A 17,498-nucleotide genomic window follows, 5' to 3' on the forward strand; every position below is an offset into this window, starting at 1 on the left:
ACTGGGGCTCGCGGGAACGGGGCTCGCGGTTCCGGGGGTCGTGGGACCGGCGGCGCGGTGCGCCGGGCGGGGCGCGGGGCGGTTCGGAGTCCGGTTCGGAGTCCGGTGCGGACCGGCCGTCCCGGCTCGGGGCCCGGCGGCCCGGCGGGGTGGACCCGGAGGCCGCGACCCGGCGGATGCCGGGCCCCCGCCACGATCCGGACGCCGCGACCCGGCGGATGCCCGGGCCCCGCCACGACCCGGGGGCCGCCACCGGGGTCGTCACCGAGGCTGTCACCGAGGCCGTCACCGAGGTCGTACCGCCCCGGCCCCGGTCTGCGGACGGCTCGGCGTCCTGGCAGGACCACATCGGCCCCGGACCGAGTACGAACGGCGGGCCGGTCCCCGGCCCGACCAGCGGCCCGACCAGCGGCCCGGGCCCGGGCGGCGCTCCCGGCCCGGGCGGCGGCTTCGCCGCGCACGGCGGTCCGGCCGAGGACGGCTTCCCGGACGCCCTGCGCGACCGCTTCACCCCGCTGGGCCGGGCTGGTGCGGGCGCCGAGGGCACCGTCTGGTACGTCCGGCGCACCGACGGCGGGACCGACGCGGCCGTCAAGGTGTCCGTGGTCGGCCAGCCGATGGACCACGACCTGCTGGCCCACCTGCGCAACGACGGCTTCCGCCGGCACGTCCCGCACCTGATCGACTTCGGACGGGTCCGCCACCACGGCGCACTGGTCGACTGGGTGGCGATGGAGTACCTGCCGGTCACCCTCTCCGCGCACGTCGCCGAGCTGCGCCGCAGCGGCGCCCACACCGACCCGCGGACCGCCGAGCAGATCGTCTACGAGCTGGTCTCGCTGCTGGAGTTCTGGCAGCGGCGGATCCAGCGCAACCCGCTGGACTTCAAGCCCGCCAACATCCTGGTCCGCCCCGGCCGCGGCCCGGGGGAGTTCGTGATCGCCGACTTCGGCGGCGTCGACCGGCTCACCGACAGCCGTCGCTTCACCTCCGCGATGATGGTCACCGTCGCCTACATGGCCCCCGAGCAGCTGGCCGGCCAGAACCACGAGGCCGGGCCCTGGTGGGGGTTGGGCAACGTGTTGTACGAACTGTTCGTCGGCCGCCCCCGGTTCGTCGGACCGGACGGCGAGCGGGCCGCCGACCACGACCTGGAACTGGAACTGGTCATGGGCGAGGAGGTGGACCTCACCGCCGTCACCGACCGGCGCCGACTGCTGCTCCTCCAGGGCCTGTTCACCAAGAAGCCGGAGGACCGCTGGACCGCCCCCGAGGTGCGCAGCTGGCTGGCCGGCGGCAGCCCGGAGGTGGTCCGGCGCCGCCCGCAGGCCCGCCGGCCGATCACCTTCCTCGGCGACCCGTTCACCGACCCGGCCCGGCTCACCGAGGTGCTGCTGCGCAACTCCGGTGCGGCGGCCCGCTGGCTGGCGGCGGTCGGGGCGGAGCGGCTGCGCGACTGGCTGCGCGACGAGGTCACGGACTCCGTCTTCGACCTGCACTACCTCACCGACGTGGTCCGCGCGCCCGGCTCCCGGCGGGAGGCGGTGGCCGGGGTCGCCGTGCTCGCTCTCGGCGCCGCCTACGCCCCGTCCGCCGTCCCGCACTACCGCGACCGGCCGGTCGACCCGGCCGGACTGGAACGGATCGCCACCGAGCCGGACGGCGCCGCGTTCATCGACGAACTGGTCCGCGGCGGCGCCCCGGTCGTCGCCGCGCGCTACGACTGCTTCCACCCCGAGTGCTACGGCGAGCACTGTGCGCGGCTGTCGGCCCTGGCCGCCCTGCCGGAGGTGCTGGCCGAGGTGGAGCGCACCGCCCGTACCGTCGGCGGCGGGCGGCGCGGGGACGGCGGGCTCAGCCCGGAGGAGCGCGAGGAAGCGCACCGGCTGGCGGTCTGGCTGAGCATCCGCCCCGAGGAGCGGCACCGGGTGCTCGGCCGGCTCTCCCCGCTGCCCGCGGCGCTGCACCGACTGCCGCTGCCGGTACGGGTGTCGGAGCTCGCGGCCGTGGTCGCGGCGGCGGTGGTGGACGGGGCGCTGGCGGCGGGTGCCGGGGCCCGTACGGCGGTCCGCGCGGCGGCCCGGCGGCCGGCGCCGGAGCCGGCGGCGGCCACCCCGCGGGAGGTGGTCCGCCGCCGCTGGTCGGCGCTGCGGCGGCGGGCGGTGGGGGCCGATCCGGAGCAGGTCGCGGGGCGGGCGGCGATGGTGGCCGCCGAGGCGCTGCGGCGGCGCGGCCGGGGGCGGGTGGAACGACCCGAGTCCGAGCCGGGCGTGCTGCGGCAGGGGCGGACGCGGGCCGGACGGGCGGCGGCCCGGCTGTGGCAGGAGCGGCGCCGACGGGCGCCGGTGGACTGGGCGGCCCGGCTGCGGGTGTGGTGGCCGTACGCCCGGACCATGCTGCCGCGTCGGGTGGCGGCGGTGGCGCTGCTGGTGCTGGGCCTGGGGCTGCTGCTGTGGGCCGGGGCGGTGCTGCGTCACCCGGTCGAGGCGGGGCACCAACTCGACCTCTCGCCGGACCTGTTCGGCGGGTCGTTGCGGCGGGCCGGGCGGCAGGCGGCCGAACAGGTGGTGGGCCAGCTCGGCGGGGCCTTCGTGGCGGCGGCCGTGCTCGCCTTCTTTCCGGCGCCGGTCGGTCTCGGTACGGCCCTGCTGACCGGCGTGGGCGCCTTCGCGATCGGCTACCTGCGGCTCGGACCGCCGATGACGGCCCTGCGGGCGCCGCAGCCGGTGGCCGACCGGGTGGTCATGTTCGAGGGTGGGATGGGGAGTTGGGCCGGGATCGCGGCGGTGGTGGCGGTCGTGGTGGCCGTGGTGCTGACCGAGCGGGCGGCGAACCGGCTGCTCAAGCCCGCCCAGCGGGCCCGGGCGAGGGTCCGGGCGGCCTGGCGGGACCTCGACCGGCGGGCGGCCCGGGCCGCGGCCGCCGCGGGGCGGCCGGTGCCGTCCGGTGCGGCTGGTCCGTCCGGTGCCGCCGGTGCCGTCGACGGGCGTTGGCGTACCGGCGGGGCGGGGACGCGGGACCGGCTGCGGTTCGCCCTCGCCAGCACCGGGGTGCTGGTGCTGCTGCTGTGGGCGGCGGTCGAGGTGCGGTTGGCGGCCACCGGGGTGCACCGGACGCCCCACTCCTGGGGGACCGGGCAGACCGGCGCGGCGTACCAGGCCGGGTTCGTCATCCTGCTGGCGGCGCTGTCGCTGCTGAGCACCCTCGGGACGCTGGTCACCGCGCGGGTCCTGTTCGTCTGCTGGATCCTCGGCACCCTGTTCCTGGGGGCCTGGCCCGGGGCGCTGGGGCCGCTGGAGGCCTTGCGGATCCCCGTGTTCCAGGGGCTGTTCGGCGCGGTGGCCGGGTGGTGGGGGCACGGTGCCTTCTGGGCGGCGCTGCTGCTGGTGCTGCCGCTGGCGGCGTACGGGGTGCTGCGGACGGTGCGGGGGCGGGTGGCCGACGACTGACAGCTGACAGATTTCATCATCTGTTATCCGTTGTCTGAACGCTGAACGCTGATCGCTGAACTCTGAACGCTGAAATCTGAAAGTTGTCAGCTGTCAGTCGTCGGTGGTCGCGCTCGGCGGTCGTGCTCAGCCCACCAGTCGGGAGAGCTCGATCGAGTGCCCGGTCCGTTCCACCTTCGCCGTCAGGTACCGGACGTTGCTCGCGGACAGGTGGACGCCGGTGGGCACCCGGTGGCGGACGACGGTCCCGAGTTCGGCCAACTGCGCCGCCTTGTCCGGGTTGTTGCTCAGCAGGTCGATGCCGCCGACGCCGATGCCGCCGACGCCGAGCGCGGCGAGCATCTGGGCGGCCGCGGTGTAGTCCCGGCCGTCCTCGGGCAGGCCCAGCGCGGTGTTGGCGTCGTAGGTGTCCAGCCCGGAGTCCTGGAGGGCGTACGCGTCGAGCTTGTTGTAGAGCCCGATGCCCCGGCCCTCCTGGCGCAGGTAGAGCAGGTACCCGCCGGCCTCGCTGATCCGCTCCACCGCCTCGCGCAGCTGCGGGCCGCAGTCGCAGCGGTCCGAGCCGAAGACGTCGCCGGTCAGGCACTCGGAGTGCAGCCGCACCAGCGGAGTCCCGCCGTCCGGGACCGTGCCGAGGGCGAGCGCCAGGTGCTCGGCGCCGTCGGCGAGGCCGTGGAAGGTGAAGACCTCCGCCTCGGCGCGGTAGCCGTCGGGGAAGGTCAGCGGGATGCGCACGCGCGAGCGCACCGTGGCGGAGCCGGGCTGAGGCATGGACGGGCCTCCGTCGATCGGGGGTGGACCGGGTCGGGTCGCCGTGGATCCCGGTCCATCCGGATGGATCCGGGTGGTTCAGGTCGTTCGGGCGGTTCGGGTGTCGACCGTACTCGGTTGTTCCAATTTGAACAACTGCCTACTGCCGGTGACCGCTCCGACTACGGAGGCGGACAACACCCCACCCGCCCCGGCTGTTCCCGCCCCGCGTTCCAGCATGTGGAAGGAGTGGGAACCGAGGTGTGGACACTGCGAGACTGCGTCCCGTTTCCTGGGCACGGGAACGCCTCGCGCACGACCACCGACGACCACGGAAGGTCCTGATCAGATGCCCACGAGCCGCGCCACCACCCCTGCCACTCCCGCCCCCGCCGCCGCCTCCTCCGACCCGGCCCGCCTCGACGCCGAACAGCGCGCGATCGAGACGCTCTACGCGGACGTGGTCCGACGCAACAAGGGCGAGACGGAGTTCCACCAGGCCGTCCACGAGGTGCTGGAGACCCTCGCCCCGGTGCTCGCCCACCGCCCCGAACTCCTCGACGCCCGGATCATCGAGCGGATCTGCGAGCCCGAGCGCCAGCTGATGTTCCGGGTCCCCTGGACGGACGACTCCGGCGACATCCACGTCAACCGGGGCTTCCGGGTGGAGTTCAGCAGCGCCCTCGGCCCGTACAAGGGCGGTCTGCGCTTCCACCCCTCGGTGAACCTCGGCATCGTCAAGTTCCTCGGCTTCGAGCAGATCTTCAAGAACGCGCTCACCGGGCTGGCCATCGGCGGCGGCAAGGGCGGCTCCGACTTCGACCCCAAGGGCCGTTCGGACGCCGAGATCATGCGGTTCTGCCAGGCCTTCATGACCGAACTGCACCGCCACCTCGGCGAGCACACCGACGTGCCGGCCGGTGACATCGGCGTCGGCGGCCGGGAGATCGGCTACCTGTTCGGCCAGTACAAGCGGATCACCAACCGCTACGAGGCCGGCGTGCTCACCGGGAAGGGCCTCGGCTGGGGCGGCGCCCAGGTCCGCACCGAGGCCACCGGCTACGGCTGCGTGCTGTTCACCGCCGAGATGCTGCGCAGCCGCGGCGAGGGCCTGGACGGGCGCCGGGTGCTGGTCTCCGGCTCCGGCAACGTCGCCGTGTACGCGATCGAGAAGGCCCAGCAGCTCGGCGCGACCGTGCTGACCTGTTCCGACTCCTCCGGCTACGTGGTGGACGAGAAGGGCATCGACCTCGACCTGCTCAAGGAGGTCAAGGAGGTCCGGCGCGGCCGGATCGCCGAGTACGCCCAACTGCGCGGCGGCCACGTGAAGTTCGTCGAGGGTCCGGGCGTGTGGAGCGTGCCCGGGGACGTCGCGCTGCCCTGCGCCACCCAGAACGAGCTGACCGAGGCGGACGCGCTCGCCCTGGTCCGCAACGGGGTGCTGGCCGTCGCCGAGGGCGCCAACATGCCCACCACCCCCGAGGCGGTGCGGGTGTTCCAGGAGGCGGGAGTGGCCTTCGGCCCGGGCAAGGCGGCCAACGCGGGCGGTGTCGCGACCAGCGCACTGGAGATGCAGCAGAACGCCTCGCGCGACTCCTGGACCTTCGAGCGCACCGAGGAGCGGCTGGCCGGGATCATGAAGCACATCCACGATTCCTGCTTCACCACCGCCGAGCGCTACGGGCACCCGGGCGACTACGTGGCGGGCGCGAACATCGCGGGCTTCGAGCTGGTCGCGGACGCGATGCTGGCCCAGGGCCTGGTCTGATCCCCGGCTCCGGCCGGCCAGCCGACTGGCCCGCCCGCCAGCCCGGCACCTGGCACCCGGCGATCGGTACCCGACCGTGACGGGCACCGATTGTCGGGTGCGGCAGGGTGGGTCCTTCCTACGGTGGAGATCAGCAAGGGAAGGACGGGGTGGGCGTGCTGGAGCACCTGAACCGGGCGATGGAGCACATCGAACGGAACCTGGAGCAGGAGATCGACGTGGCCGAACTGGCGCGGATCGCGATGACGTCGGAGTACCACTTCCGGCGGCTGTTCTCGATGCTCGCCGGGATGCCGCTGTCGGAGTACGTCCGGCGCCGGCGACTGACCGTCGCCGGGGCCGAAGTACTGGACGGCGGACGGACGTTGCTCGACATCGCGGTCCGCTACGGCTACACCTCGGGGGAGGCGTTCGCCCGGGCGTTCCGGGCGATGCACGGGGTCGGGCCCGGGGAGGCCCGGCGCGACGGTGCGACGCTCATCTCCCAACCCCGGATGTCCTTCCGACTCATCGTGGAGGGAAGCAGCAGCATGGAGTACCGGATCATCGAGAAGCCGGACTTCCGGATCGTCGGCAGGAAGGCCCGGGTGCCGCTGATCTACCAGGGCGTCAATCCGCACATCGCCGACTTCATCAAGGGGATCGGCGCGGAGACCGTCGGGCGGATCACGGCGCTGAGCGCCGCGGACCCGAAGGGCATCGTCTCGGTGTCCGACGACTTCTCGCCCAACCGGGAGGAGGGGTCCGAACTCGACTACTGGCATGCGGTGGTGGCGCGTGAGGACGCCGTCGTCCCGGAGGACCTGGAGGTCCTGCACGTCCCGGCCGGGACGTGGGCGGTGTTCACCAACAGCGGGCCGTTCCCGCAGGCGCTGCAGGAGATGTGGGGGGAGACCTACAGCCAGTGGTTCCCGTCCAACCCGTACGAGACCCGGCCGGGCCCGGAGCTCCTGCAGACCCGCTTTGTGCCGGGGACGGGCGGCGCCGAGGCGGAGCTCTGGCTGCCGGTGACGCGGATCGCGCGCGGCTGACCCGCGGCAGTGGGCGACGCGTAACGGATAGCGGCTAGCGGACAACGGCTAGCGGAGAACAAGTAACAGCGAACGGATAACAGATGTCAACATCTGTTATCCGTTCGCTGTTATCTGTTTGCTGTCATCTGTCATCTGTTCGCCCCCTTGCTCGTCCCCCCGTTCGGCCCACCAGCGCCAGCTCCGGCCACCCCCGCCCCGCATGCTGGGACCGGGGTGGCCGCCGGTGGGGGCGGTAGCCGGAGAGCCCCGAGAAGCCCGAGAGCGCTGAGAGTCCCGACAGCCCCTGAGAGCCAGGAGCCATGAAGCAGACCTCCGTCACCACCAACGCCCCCTGCTGGGTCGAGCTGGGCACCGACGACCCGCCCGCCGCCCGGACCTTCTACACCGAACTGTTCGGCTGGCGCCCCGACAGCGACGTCCGCCCCGAGGCCGAGGGCTACACCCGGATGTTCCTGGGCGAGGCGGCCGCCGCCGCCGTCGGCCCGCGCAACGCTCCGCAGCAGCCGACCGCCTGGACGGTCGCCTTCGCGGTCGCCGACGCCGACGCCGCCGCGGCGAGGGTCGAGGCGGCCGGCGGCGCGCTCCGCAAGGAGCCCACCGACGTGCCCGACCACGGCCGCTTCTCGGTGGCCGCCGACCCGTCCGGCGCGGTCTTCATCCTCTGGCAGGGCCGCGGCTTCGAGGGCGCCGGGGTGTTCAACGAGCCCGGCTCGCTCGGCTGGGTGGAACTGGCCACCCGGGACGCGGCCGGCGCGACCGCGTTCTACCCGGCGGTCTTCGGCTGGTCCGTCGCCCCGGGTGAGCACTACACCCAATGGGGCCTGGACGGCCAGGACTTCGGCGGCATGCTGGTGATGGACGACCGCTTCCCGCCCGAGGTGCCGCCGCACTGGCTGCCGTACTTCTCGGTCGCCGACGCCGACAACACGGTCAGCCGGGCGGTCGGGATGGGCGCGGACGTGCTGATGCCCGCCGTCTCGATGGAGGGCGGTCGGCGGATCGCCGTGCTGCGCGACGCCCAGGGCGCGGTGTTCGGCATCTACCGCGACGGCGACGCGCCCTGAGGGTGGGGCGCTACGCGGCCCGGGCGTCCCCCGAGCGGCGCGAGCGCCACGCCGCCACCGCCGCGCCCGCCGTGACCAGCAGCGCGCCCAGCGGCACCACGTCGCCGATCCGGTCGTACCAGGTCAGCGTCCCGGGCGCGGTGAGCGGCAGCCGCACGGTCAGCGCGCCGGTGCGGTCGGTGCCGAGCCGGCCGAGCTCGCGGCCCTGGGCGTCGAAGGCGGCGGAGACCCCGGTCAACGATGCCTGGACGGCCGGCCGCCCGGTCTCGGCGGCCCGGATCGCCGCCAGCGAGACGTGCTGCTCGGGCGCCCAGGTGTGCTGGAAGGTCGAGGTCGAGGACTGGTAGACCAGCATCCGGGCGCCGTCCCGGGCCGCGGTGCGCGCCATGTCCGGGAAGGCCGACTCGAAGCAGATCAGCGCCCCGACCGGCAGCGGCCGCCCCGCGCGGTCGGTGGCGGGCAGCACGTGGAAGGCGGTGCCGGGGGCCCGGTTCTCGCCCGCGGCCCGGCTGACCCCGGCGATCCAGCCGAGCACCGGCCGCAGCGGGATGTACTCGCCGAAGGGCACCAGCCGGATCTTGCGGTAGCGGTCCACCACGCCGGCCGGGGAGACCAGCACCGCGTCCTTGGAGATCCGCCCGTCCGCCTTGCGGGCGTCCTCCCCGGCCATCACCTCGGCGCCGGTGGTGGTGGCGAGCCGGCGCAGCGCGTCCAGGGCGGCCGGGTCGCGGTCCAGGTCGGCGGTGGTGCTGCTCTCGCCCCACACCACCAGGTCCACCGGCTCGCCGACCAGGTCGGCGGTGGTCCGTGCGCTGGCGTCGAACCGGGCCTGCGGGTCCTCGACGATGCCGGGCTGGACCAGGGCCACCGTCACCGCCCCGGCCCCCGCCGGTGCCGGGCGCAGCGCGAACAGCAGCGGACCGGCGGCCAGCACCAGTACGGTGGCCAGTGCCGCGACCGCCCGGGGGCGCCGGTGCACCGCCGTCAGCACGACCAGCACCCCGGTGTTGACGGCCGCCACCGCCGCGCTGACCAGCCAGATCCCGCCCGCCGACGCCAGTGCGAGGACCGCCGGGTGCTGCCACTGGGTGGCGCCGAGCAGCGCCCACGGCCCGCCGAGAGCGTGCCAGGACCGGGCGTACTCGGCGCCCACCCACACCGCCGGGACGACCAGCAGCGCGAGCAGCGCCCGACGGGTGGTCAGCGGCGGGCGCAGCAGGAGGTGCACGGCGTACCCGACCGGCGCCTGCAGCGCCCCGAACAGCACCGCGAGCAGCGGCAGCGCGGGCCCGACGGACGGCACCAGCCAGTACATCGCGGTCAGGATGAACCCGGCCCCGAACCACCACCCGCGCACCGCCGCCTCCCGCCCCGACGGCGCCCGCTGCATCAGCAGCAACCCCGGCACCAGCGCGACCCAGGCCAGCCAGGCCTGCCCCGGCACCGGGAACGCCACCACCGGCACGGCCCCGGCCGCCAGCGCCCCGACCCGCGCCCGGTACCGGAGACGGCGCGGCGGGCGCGGCTCCGGCTCCTCCGGGGCAGCCGTGCTCAGGACTGGGGCGGTGGGACCGCTGCGGCGCGACATGCCCCGTATTGTCCGCTCGGGCGCCGCCCGGTGCCAGATGGCGGTACGCCAGGTTGACGCCGGTCCTCGGCGGGAGCGGGAGCGGGAGCGGGAGCGGGAGCGGGAGCGGGAGCGGGAGCAGGCCGGGGTCGGGGTCGGGGTCGGGCCAGGGTCGGGCTCGTGGGTGGCGCCCCCGGGAGGCGCCACCCACCGGGGCGTCAGCCCTCGTCGCCCTCCAGGTCGCCCTCGGTCTCCAGGAACGCGGCCTGCAACTGCTCGATCAGCTGCGGGTCCGGCTGCTCCCACAGCCCGCGGCTGGCCGCCTCCAGCAGTCGCTCGCTGATCCCGTGCAGGGCCCACGGGTTGGCGCCCGCCAGGAACTCGCGGTTGACCGGGTCGAGGACGTACTCCTGGGTGAGCTTCTCGTACATCCAGTCCGCGACCACGCCCGTGGTGGCGTCGTAGCCGAACAGGTAGTCGACGGTGGCGGCCATCTCGAAGGCGCCCTTGTAGCCGTGGCGGCGCATCGCCTCGATCCAGCGCGGGTTGACCACCCGGGCGCGGAAGACGCGGGCGGCCTCCTCGGTCAGGGTGCGGGTGCGGACCGTCTCCGGGCGGGTCGAGTCGCCGATGTAGGCGGTCGGGGCCTTGCCGGTGAGGGCGCGCACGGTGGCCACCATGCCGCCGTGGTACTGGAAGTAGTCGTCCGAGTCGGCGATGTCGTGCTCGCGGGTGTCGGTGTTCTTCGCAGCGACGGTGATCCGCTTGTACGCGGTCTCCATCTCCTCGCGGGCCGGGCGCCCGTCCAGTCCGCGGCCGTACGCGTAGCCGCCCCAGACGGTGTACACCTCGGCGAGGTCGGCGTCGGTGCGCCAGTCCCGGCTGTCGATCAGCTGGAGCAGGCCCGCCCCGTAGGTGCCCGGGCGGGAGCCGAAGACCCGGACGGTGGCCTTGCGCTCGTCGCCGTGCACCGCGAGGTCGGCCTGGACGTGGGCGCGGACGAAGTTGTCCTCGTCGGCCTCCTCCTGGGCGGCGGCCAGGCGCACCGCGTCGTCCAGCAGGGCGACCACGTGCGGGAACGCGTCCCGGAAGAAGCCGGAGATGCGCAGCGTGACGTCGATCCGCGGGCGGCCGAGCTCGGCCTGCGGGACCGCCTCCAGGCCGGTGACCCGGCGCGAGGCGTCGTCCCAGACCGGGCGGACGCCGAGCAGGGCGAAGGCCTCGGCGATGTCGTCGCCGGCGGTGCGCATCGCGCTGGTGCCCCAGAGCGAGAGCCCGACCGACGGCGGGTAGGCGCCGTCGTTGTCGGCCCGGTAGCGGTCGATCAGCGAGGAGGCGAGCGCCTGGCCGGTCTCCCAGGCCAGCTTGCTGGGGACGGCCTTCGGGTCGACGGAGTAGAAGTTGCGGCCGGTCGGCAGCACGTTGACCAGGCCGCGCAGCGGCGAGCCGGAGGGGCCGGCCGGGACGAAGCCGCCCTGGAGCGCGTGCAGCACGGCGTCCAGCTCGTCGGTGGTGGCGGACAGCCGCGGCACCACCTGGACGGCGGCGAAGTCGAGGACCCGGTGGACGGCCTCCGGCAGCCCGGCGGCGACCTTCTCGACCGCCTCGGGCGCCCAGTCCTCCGCCTCCATCGCCTCGACCAGGGCGCGGGCCTGCGCCTCGGCCGCGTCGGTGGCGCCGAGGGTGAGGGCGGCCTCGTCCAGGCCGAGCGCCTCGCGCAGACCGGGCAGCGCGCTGACGCCGCCCCAGATCTGCCGGGCCCGCAGGATGGCGAGCACGATGTTGACCCGGTCGGTGCCGGCCGGGGCCTGGCCCAGGACGTGCAGGCCGTCGCGGATCTGGGCGTCCTTGATCTCGCACAGCCAGCCGTCGACGTGCAGCAGGAAGTCGTCGAAGCCGTCGTCCTCGGGGCGCTCGTCCAGGCCGAGGTCGTGGTCCAGCTTGGCGGCCTGGATCAGGGTCCAGATCTGGGCGCGGATCGCGGGCAGCTTGGCCGGGTCCATCGCGGCGATGTTGGAGTGCTCGTCGAGCAGCTGCTCCAGCCGCGCGATGTCGCCGTAGGAGTCGGCGCGGGCCATCGGCGGGACGAGGTGGTCGACCAGGGTGGCATGGGCGCGGCGCTTGGCCTGGGTGCCCTCGCCCGGGTCGTTGACCAGGAAGGGGTAGATCAGCGGGAGGTCGCCGAGGACGGCGTCCGGGCCGCACTCGGCGGACAGTGCGGCGGTCTTGCCGGGCAGCCACTCCAGGTTGCCGTGCTTGCCGAGGTGGATGACGGCGTGGGCGCCGAAGCCGCCGTCCTCCTGGCGGGCCTGGATCCAGCGGTAGGCGGCCAGGTAGTGGTGGCTCGGCGGGAGGTCGGGGTCGTGGTAGATGGCGACCGGGTTCTCGCCGAAGCCGCGCGGCGGCTGGATCAGCACGAGCAGGTTCCCGGAGCGGATCGCGGCGAGCACGATGTCGCCGTCCGGGTTCTGCGAGCGGTCGACGTACAGCTCGCCGGGGGCCGGGCCCCAGTGCTCCTCGACCTGCTCGCGCAGGCCCCGGGGGAGGGTGGCGTACCAGCGGCGGTAGTCGGCGGCGGGGATGCGGACCGGGTTGCGGGCCAGCTGGTCCTCGGTGAGCCAGTCCTGGTCGTAGCCGCCGGCCGCGATCAGGGCGTGGATCAGGGCGTCGCCCTCGTGGCCGTCGTCCTCGCCGCCGTCGGTGGCGGAGTTGAAGCCGGGCAGCTCGGCACCGAGGTCCATACCCTCCGCGCGCAGCCGCTCCAGCAGGCGCATCGCGCTGGCCGGGGTGTCCAGGCCGACGGCGTTGCCGACGCGCGAGTGCTTGGTCGGGTACGCGGACAGCACCAGGGCGAGCCGGCGCTCGGCGGCCGGGACGTGCCGCAGCCGGGCGTGGGCGACGGCGGTGCCGGCCACCCGGGCGGCGCGCTCCGGGTCGGCGGCGTAGACGGTCAGACCGTCCTCGTCCAGCTCCTTGAAGGAGAACGGGACGGAGATCAGGCGGCCGTCGAACTCGGGCACCGCGATCTGGGTGGCGGTGTCCAGCGGGGACAGGCCGTCGTCGCTGGCCTCCCACTGGGCGCGCGACCAGGTGAGGCAGAGCGCCTGGAGGATCGGGCGGTCCAGGGCGGCCAGCGCGCCGGCGTCCCAGGCCTCCTCGTCGCCGCCGGCCTGGGCGTCGGCGGGGCGGGTGCCGCCGGCGGCGAGCACGGTGGTGACGATCGCGTCGGCCTCGCCGAGCGCGGCCAGCAGCTCGGGCTCGGCGCCGCGCAGCGAGGCGCAGTAGTAGGCCCTGGCCTGCGCGCCCTGGTCCTCTATCGCTCGGCAGAGCGTCTCCACGAAGGCGGTGTTGCCGCTCATGTGGTGGGCCCGGTAGTACAGCACCGCGACGGTCGGACCGTCGCCGCCGGGGCCCTCGCCGCCGGCGGCCCCGGTCGTACGGGCTTCGCGCTCCAGCGGGCCCCAGGCGGGTGCGGAGGCGGGCGGGGCGAAGCCGTGGCCGGTCAGCAGCACGGTGTCGGAGAGGAACGCTGCCAGCTCGGCCAGGTTGGCCGCGCCGCCGTGGGCGAGGTAGGCGTGCGCCTCGGCCGCTATGCCGGCCGGGACGGTGGACAGCTCCATCAGCTGGGCGTCGGGGGCCTGCTCACCGGTCAGCACGACCACCGGGCGGGGGCCGGCCAGCAGCGCGTCCAGGCCCTCCTGCCAGGCGCGGCGGCCGCCGAGCAGCCGGACCACCACCAGCTCGGTGCCCTCCAGCAGGGCGGGCAGGTCCTCGGGGGTCAGGCGGGCCGGGTTGCCGAGCCGGTACGGGACCGGTCCGGTCGAGGCGCGGGCACTGAGCAGGTCGGTGTCGGACGTCGACAGCAGCAGGATCATGCGAAGGCCCTCCCGGCCTCGTCGGTGGCCAGGGCGGCCGCAGTGGTGACCGGGGCGGCCACGGTGGTGGCCGGGGAAACGGGTGCGGGCATGCGACAGCGGTGGTGCATTTCTGCCTTCCTCGGGGTCCGCGCCCCGGGCCGGTGGACGACGGCGGGAGTTCCTGGCTCCCGCGGTCGACCGGTTTCCCGGTGAGCCGCGGTCACAGTGGCGGGACCGCACCGGGCTTGCACCGGCTTCCTCCCCTGCGCCGTCGCTGGCGGTGGACGGCCCGCTGGGACCGTCCGCCCTGCATCGTACGGGGTGGGGCTGACCTGGGGGAGAGCCGGCTTCGCCGGGCCCGGCGCACGGGTGGGCGGTGACCCGGCGCACGGCGCCGCGCGGTGCTCCGGGTGTGATGCGACGGACGGCGGCAAGCGATCGGATCATCTGTATGCTCGCCGCCATGCCACCGACACCCGACGCCACCGCGCCGGGCGCCGCGGTGCCCGACCGGGGGCGCGCGGACGCCTGCCCCGGGGCACTGCGCCTGCACACCGCCGACGACGGCGGCCTCGCCCGGGTCCGGCTGCCCGGCGGACTGCTGACGGACCGTCAGGCGAGGGCCCTGGCCGTGGCGGCCCAGGCCCTGGGTGACGGGGAGTTGGAGACCACCTCGCGCGGCAACGTCCAACTGCGCGGCCTGAGTCCGGACTGCGGCGCGGAACTCGCCGAGCGGCTGCGCGCGGTCGGACTGCTGCCCTCGGACACCCACGAGCGGGTGCGCAACATCGTCGCCTCGCCGCTGGCCGGGCTGGACGGGACCGGCAGTGCGGACGTGCAGGCCTGGGTGCGCGAACTCGACGCCCGGCTGTGCGCGAGCGACTGGGCGACCGGGCTCTCCGGCAAGTTCCTGTTCGCGCTGGACGACGGGCGGGGCGACGTCGCCGCGCTCGACGCCGATGTGACATTGATCGCAGCTCCTGCCGGCCCCGCGCTGCTGCGGCTCGGCCGGGCCGTCCACGGGCGTCCCGTCGCGGCCGGGCAGGAGGTGACGGCCGTGCTGGACGCGGCCCGCGCCTTCCTGGACGCGCTGCACCGCACCGGCCGCACGGCCTGGCACCTGCGCGAGGTGCCCGACCTGCTGCCGCCCGGCGAGGTGCCGCTGCCCGCGCCCGCCGGCCCCGCCGCCGTGGCCCCGCTCGGTGCGCTGCCCGGCGGACTCGCGGTGGGCATGCGCTTCGGCCGGGCGAGCGCCGAGCAGTGGCGCGCACTGGTCGACGCCTCGGCCGGCGAACTGCGGCTGACCCCCTGGCGGGGTGCGGTGCTGCCGGGCGCGACGGCCGACCGGCTGCCCGCGCTGGCGGCCGCCGGGTTCCGCACCGAGCCGGGCTCGGCCTGGGAGCGGGCCACCGCCTGCACCGGGCTGCCGGGCTGCGCCAAGTCGCTCGCGGACGTACGGGCCGACGCGGCCCGGGCGTTGGAGCAGGGGAGTGGCGGACTGCCCGTCCACTGGTCCGGCTGCGAGCGGCGCTGCGGCCACCCGGCCGGGCGGTGGGTGGACGTGCTCGCCACCGGGAGCGGCTACCGGGTCACGGTGAACGGGCCGACGGTGAACGGGGCGTCGGTCAACGGACCGACGGTGAACGGGTCGACGGTGAACGGATCGACCACGACCGCGGGCGTACCCGTGGACGTGAGGAACGAGGAGATGGCCGAGGCGGTCGCCGCGGCCAGGAGGACCACGAATTGATCGAGTACGAGAAGGACGGCGCGTCCATCTACCGCCAGTCCTTTGCCACCATCCGTGCGGAGGCCGATCTGGCCTCCCTCCCGGCGGACGTCTCCCAGGTCGCGGTGCGGATGATCCACGCCTGCGGGATGACCGACCTGGTCGAGGACCTGGTGTACTCGCCCGGTGTGGTCGCCTCGGCGCGGGCGGCGCTGAACGCCGGTGCGCCGATCCTGTGCGACGTGAACATGGTGGCCAGCGGTGTCACCCGCAAGCGGCTGCCCGCCGACAACGAGGTGATCTGCACCCTCACCGACCCGTCGGTCCCCGAGCTGGCCCGCGCGATGGGCAACACCCGCAGTGCGGCGGCCATGGAGCTGTGGCTGCCCCGGCTGGAGGGCGCGGTGGTCGCCGTCGGCAACGCGCCGACCTCGCTGTTCCGGCTGCTGGAGATGATCGAGGCGGGCGCGCCGCGTCCGGCCGCGGTGATCGGTGTGCCGGTCGGCTTCATCGGCGCCGCCGAGTCCAAGCAGGCCCTGGCCGAACACCCCTCCGGTCTGGAGCACTTGGTGGTGCGCGGTCGCCGCGGCGGCAGTGCGATGGCGGCGGCGGCGATCAACGCGATTGCGAGTGAAGCAGAGTGACGAACGATCAGAGCAGTGCGGGCCGGCTGTACGGGGTCGGGCTCGGCCCGGGCGACCCCTCGCTGGTGACCGTCCGCGCGGCCGAACTCATCGGCAAGGCCGACGTGGTGGCGTACCACAGCGCCCGGCACGGCCGCTCCATCGCGAGGTCGATCGCCGAGCGTTATCTGACGAGTGGTCAGATCGAGGAGAAGCTGGTCTACCCGCTCACCGTCGAGACCACCGACCACCCCGGTGGCTACCGGGGTGCGCTGGACGAGTTCTACGAGGAGGCCGCCGAGCGGCTGGCCGCCCACCTGGACGCCGGGCGCGACGTGGTCGTGCTCGCCGAGGGCGATCCGCTGTTCTACGGCTCGTACCAGCACATGCACAAGCGGCTCGCGCACCGCTACCCGACCGAGGTGGTGCCCGGCGTGACCTCGGTCAGCGCGGCGGCGGCCCGGCTCGGGCAGCCGTTGACCGAGGCCGAGGAGACCCTCACCGTCATCCCGGGCACGCTGCCCGAGGAGGAGCTGACGGCGCGGATCTCCGCCGCCGACTCCGCGGTGATCATGAAGCTGGGGCGCACCTTCCCGGCCGTCCGGCGGGCGCTGGAGCGGGCCGGGCGACTGGACGACGCCCAGTACGTCGAGCGCGCCTTCATGGACGGGGAGCGCATCGTGCCGCTCGCCGAGGTGGCGGAGGAGAGCGTCCCGTACTTCTCGGTGGCGGTGCTGCCGAGCAAGGTCGCGCCGCTGGAGCCGGTGGTGCGGCTCGCGGACGGCGTGGGCAGCGTGACCGTGGTGGGCACCGGGCCGGCCGGGCCGCTCTGGCTCACCCCGGAGGCGCGCGGGGCGCTGGCCGAGGCCACCGACCTGGTCGGCTACACCACCTACCTGGACCGGGTGCCGGAGCGGCCGGGGCAGCGGCGGCACGGCTCGGACAACAAGGTGGAGTCCGAGCGGGCCGAGTTCGCGCTGGATCTCGCCCGGCGCGGCCACAAGGTGTGCGTGGTGTCCTCGGGCGACCCGGGCGTCTTCGCGATGGCCACCGCCGTGCTGGAGGTCGCCTGCGAGCCGGACTACCGGGACGTGCCGGTGCGGATCGTCCCCGGGATGACCGCCGCCCACGCGGCGGCCTCCCGGGCGGGCGCCCCGCTCGGGCACGACTACGCGGTGGTGTCGCTGTCGGACCGGCTCAAGCCCTGGGACGTGGTGGCGGAGCGGCTGCGCGCCGCGGCCGGAGCGGACCTGGTGCTCGCGCTGTACAACCCGGGGTCGAAGTCCCGCACCACCCAGGTCGGCCTGGCCAAGGACCTGCTGCTGGAGTACCGCGCGCCGGAGACCCCGGTGGTGATGGCCCGCGACGTGGGCGGGCCGACCGAGCGGATCCGGATCGTCCGGCTGGGCGAGCTGGACCCGGCGCTGGTGGACATGCGGACCATCCTGCTGATCGGCTCCTCGCAGACCCGGGCGGTCGAGCGGAGCGAGGGCGTGGAGGTCGTCTGGACGCCCCGGCGGTACCCGGAGGCGTGACGGTGGCCGGCTGACCGCGAGCGGCGAACAGTGAACAGATGACAGCTAACAGATTTCATCATCTGTTAGCTGTCATCTGTTTTTTGTTCCCTGTTCCCTGTTCCCTGTTCGCCGCCTGCCGT

The 17,498-nt window shown here is 74.7% G+C and carries 10 protein-coding genes and 1 riboswitch; of the genes, 7 read left to right on the plus strand and 3 right to left on the minus strand.

Annotated features, from left to right (window positions below; genetic code table 11):
- The first annotated feature begins 218 nt into the window (after nucleotides 1-218).
- Nucleotides 219-3,449, plus strand: a complete 3,231-nt coding sequence (locus ABTZ03_RS11730) for a protein kinase domain-containing protein (protein WP_350512739.1) — start codon at nucleotides 219-221, stop codon at nucleotides 3,447-3,449.
- A gap of 126 nt (nucleotides 3,450-3,575) precedes the next feature.
- Here ABTZ03_RS11730 and ABTZ03_RS11735 read toward each other — a convergent pair whose 3' ends face one another.
- Entirely contained in the window at nucleotides 3,576-4,220 is a 645-nt protein-coding gene (locus ABTZ03_RS11735) for a GTP cyclohydrolase II (RefSeq protein ID WP_350512740.1), read from the minus strand.
- Between the two features lie 328 nt (nucleotides 4,221-4,548).
- Between ABTZ03_RS11735 and gdhA the strand changes: the two genes are divergently transcribed.
- The 3 genes from gdhA to ABTZ03_RS11750 all read left to right on the plus strand — a co-directional run bounded on the left by gdhA (nucleotide 4,549) and on the right by ABTZ03_RS11750 (nucleotide 8,065).
- Nucleotides 4,549-5,967 (plus strand): NADP-specific glutamate dehydrogenase, encoded by a 1,419-nt coding sequence (gene gdhA, locus ABTZ03_RS11740; RefSeq protein WP_350512741.1) that lies wholly within the window; start codon nucleotides 4,549-4,551, stop codon nucleotides 5,965-5,967.
- 155 nt (nucleotides 5,968-6,122) lie between these two features.
- A complete protein-coding gene (locus ABTZ03_RS11745) occupies nucleotides 6,123-6,998 on the plus strand; it encodes an AraC family transcriptional regulator (RefSeq protein ID WP_350512742.1) in 876 nt (291 codons plus the stop codon).
- Between the two features lie 302 nt (nucleotides 6,999-7,300).
- Nucleotides 7,301-8,065, plus strand: a complete 765-nt coding sequence (locus tag ABTZ03_RS11750) for a VOC family protein (protein ID WP_350512743.1) — start codon at nucleotides 7,301-7,303, stop codon at nucleotides 8,063-8,065.
- A 10-nt stretch (nucleotides 8,066-8,075) separates the two neighbouring features.
- On the opposite strand, the gene lnt is transcribed toward ABTZ03_RS11750, so the two are convergent.
- Both lnt and cobN read right to left on the minus strand, forming a co-directional pair.
- Nucleotides 8,076-9,653, minus strand: coding sequence for an apolipoprotein N-acyltransferase (gene lnt / locus ABTZ03_RS11755; RefSeq protein ID WP_350512744.1), 1,578 nt, complete (start codon nucleotides 9,651-9,653; stop codon nucleotides 8,076-8,078).
- Nucleotides 9,654-9,850: 197 nt separating this feature from the next.
- Nucleotides 9,851-13,507 (minus strand): cobaltochelatase subunit CobN, encoded by a 3,657-nt coding sequence (cobN, locus tag ABTZ03_RS11760; RefSeq protein WP_350512745.1) that lies wholly within the window; start codon nucleotides 13,505-13,507, stop codon nucleotides 9,851-9,853.
- A gap of 157 nt (nucleotides 13,508-13,664) precedes the next feature.
- Nucleotides 13,665-13,750, minus strand: a riboswitch (cobalamin riboswitch).
- A 202-nt stretch (nucleotides 13,751-13,952) separates the two neighbouring features.
- On the opposite strand from cobN, the gene ABTZ03_RS11765 reads away from it, so the two are divergent.
- The 3 genes from ABTZ03_RS11765 to ABTZ03_RS11775 are packed head-to-tail and all read left to right on the plus strand — an operon-like array spanning nucleotide 13,953 to nucleotide 17,376.
- A complete protein-coding gene (locus ABTZ03_RS11765; protein ID WP_350512746.1) occupies nucleotides 13,953-15,239 on the plus strand; it encodes a ferredoxin-like domain-containing protein in 1,287 nt (428 codons plus the stop codon).
- Nucleotides 15,236-15,862, plus strand: a complete 627-nt coding sequence (locus tag ABTZ03_RS11770; protein WP_350512747.1) for a precorrin-8X methylmutase — start codon at nucleotides 15,236-15,238, stop codon at nucleotides 15,860-15,862. Before ABTZ03_RS11765 ends, ABTZ03_RS11770 begins: the two co-directional genes overlap by 4 nt.
- Nucleotides 15,859-17,376, plus strand: a complete 1,518-nt coding sequence (locus ABTZ03_RS11775; RefSeq protein WP_350512748.1) for a precorrin-2 C(20)-methyltransferase — start codon at nucleotides 15,859-15,861, stop codon at nucleotides 17,374-17,376. The genes ABTZ03_RS11770 and ABTZ03_RS11775 overlap by 4 nt, the downstream gene beginning before the upstream one ends.
- Nucleotides 17,377-17,498 lie beyond the last annotated feature (122 nt).

Origin of the sequence: Kitasatospora sp. NPDC096077, assembly GCF_040303245.1 — a bacterium.
Classification (GTDB): Bacteria; Actinomycetota; Actinomycetes; order Streptomycetales; family Streptomycetaceae; genus Kitasatospora.

Excerpts from the sequence above, each read along its gene's own strand:
- gdhA (WP_350512741.1), top strand. The coding sequence starts at position 4,549 with ATGCCCACGAGCCGCGCCACCACCCCTGCCACTCCCGCCCCCGCCGCC.
- ABTZ03_RS11765 (WP_350512746.1), top strand. The coding sequence starts at position 13,953 with ATGCCACCGACACCCGACGCCACCGCGCCGGGCGCCGCGGTGCCCGAC.
- ABTZ03_RS11750 (WP_350512743.1), top strand. The coding sequence starts at position 7,301 with ATGAAGCAGACCTCCGTCACCACCAACGCCCCCTGCTGGGTCGAGCTG.
- ABTZ03_RS11730 (WP_350512739.1), top strand. The coding sequence starts at position 219 with ATGCCCGGGCCCCGCCACGACCCGGGGGCCGCCACCGGGGTCGTCACC.
- lnt (WP_350512744.1), bottom strand. The coding sequence starts at position 9,653 with ATGTCGCGCCGCAGCGGTCCCACCGCCCCAGTCCTGAGCACGGCTGCC.
- ABTZ03_RS11735 (WP_350512740.1), bottom strand. The coding sequence starts at position 4,220 with ATGCCTCAGCCCGGCTCCGCCACGGTGCGCTCGCGCGTGCGCATCCCG.
- cobN (WP_350512745.1), bottom strand. The coding sequence starts at position 13,507 with ATGATCCTGCTGCTGTCGACGTCCGACACCGACCTGCTCAGTGCCCGC.